1 protein-coding gene is annotated in these 1,329 nt (G+C 61.6%); it reads left to right on the forward strand.

Annotation, left to right across the window (positions count from 1 at the left end; translation table 11 throughout):
* Positions 1 to 251: 251 nt before the first annotated feature.
* Positions 252 to 1,160 (forward strand): transposase, encoded by a 909-nt coding sequence (locus AC0L15_RS33145; protein WP_292361108.1) that lies wholly within the window; start codon positions 252 to 254, stop codon positions 1,158 to 1,160.
* Positions 1,161 to 1,329: the final 169 nt, after the last annotated feature.

A 1,329-nucleotide genomic window follows, 5' to 3' on the forward strand; every position in this document is an offset into this window, starting at 1 on the left:
GACATCTCCCCCACTTGGGCATATGCGCTAAGATAGGAGTTGCAGCGGGGAATCGGTTGTGATTCTACGCTGCGATGACTCACGAATCGCTTGTAGATGACGGCTGGGCCGAGACGATTGAGCTTCTCGGTGGTGAAGAGTTGATCGCGGGGAGTGCTCGCGAGACGAAGGCGTTCCTGCGGCCGCGGGGCGTCAGATCGGCTACTGATCTGTTGCGCCTGACTCTGGCTTACTGCCTTGGCAAGGTGGGCATGCGGGGCGTCGTGGCCTGGGCGGCGGCGAGCGGGATCGCCGACATCTCGGACGTGGCGTTGCTCGGCCGGCTGCGCAACGCAGGGCCGTGGCTGCAGCAGTTGATTGGGTATCTTTTGAAGCGCGAGGAGGTAGGCTTGGCCAAGGGCCGGCTGATCCGCATCCTCGATGCGACATCGGTTGCCAAGGCCGGTGTGCATGAGAAGAAGAACAATGGCCTTTGGCGTATGCACTGCGCCTTCGATCTTGAGCGCGAGCAGTTCGATTTCCTCGAGATCACCGACCAGAGCGAGGCCGAGCTGATCGACCGCGTGCCGGTGGTGGCGGGCGAGATCCGCATCGGCGACCGCGCCTATCTGCAGGCCGAGCGGATCGCAAAGGTCATGGCGCAAGGCGGCGACGTTGTCGTGCGCGCGGCGTGGAAGAATGTGCGATGGCTCGATGCCAGCGGTAAGCCATTCGATCTCATCGGCCACCTGAAGAGCTGCCGCGAGGAGGTCATCGAAACGCCTGTCTGGCTGGGCCTCAAGAAGAAGGGCGAGCCCCTGAAGATGCGCCTGATCGCCTTGCGCAAATCCGAGGCCGCGACACAAGAAGCGCGGCGCAAAATCAACAAGGAAGCCAAGGCCAAGGGCAAGCAGGTTCAACCGGAGACGCTGATTGCTGCCGGCTTTGTTATCCTTGTGACCTCGCTTGACCAGGAGGAGTTTCCCTCCGGCACAGTTCTCAAGCTCTATCGCATGCGCTGGCGCATCGAGCTCGCCTTCAAGCGTCTGAAGAGCCTGATCGGACTGCGCGCGCCTCCCGCCAAAGACCCAAGGATCGCAAAGCCTTGGATTCTTGCCCACTTCCTCATCGCGCTTGTGACCGAACCCCTCTCGCAGGAGTTGGGTGTCTCTCCCCCTTGAGCGACGGACGCCCGCTGCTGTGGCGCGCTACCCGCCAGATCGTCGCCTCTCTGATCGCAGCGATCTTTGCTCAACCTCCCTTGGCAACCCTGCGCCAAAATCTCCATGCCTTGCGACATCGATGGCGTGAACCACCACGAAAGCGCAAATTTCAGTCCATGCCGAAGCT

This window comes from Mesorhizobium sp. WSM4846, assembly GCF_055811415.1.

Coding starts and splice junctions, on each gene's coding strand:
- AC0L15_RS33145 (WP_292361108.1), top strand. CDS start 252: ATGCGGGGCGTCGTGGCCTGGGCGGCGGCGAGCGGGATCGCCGACATC.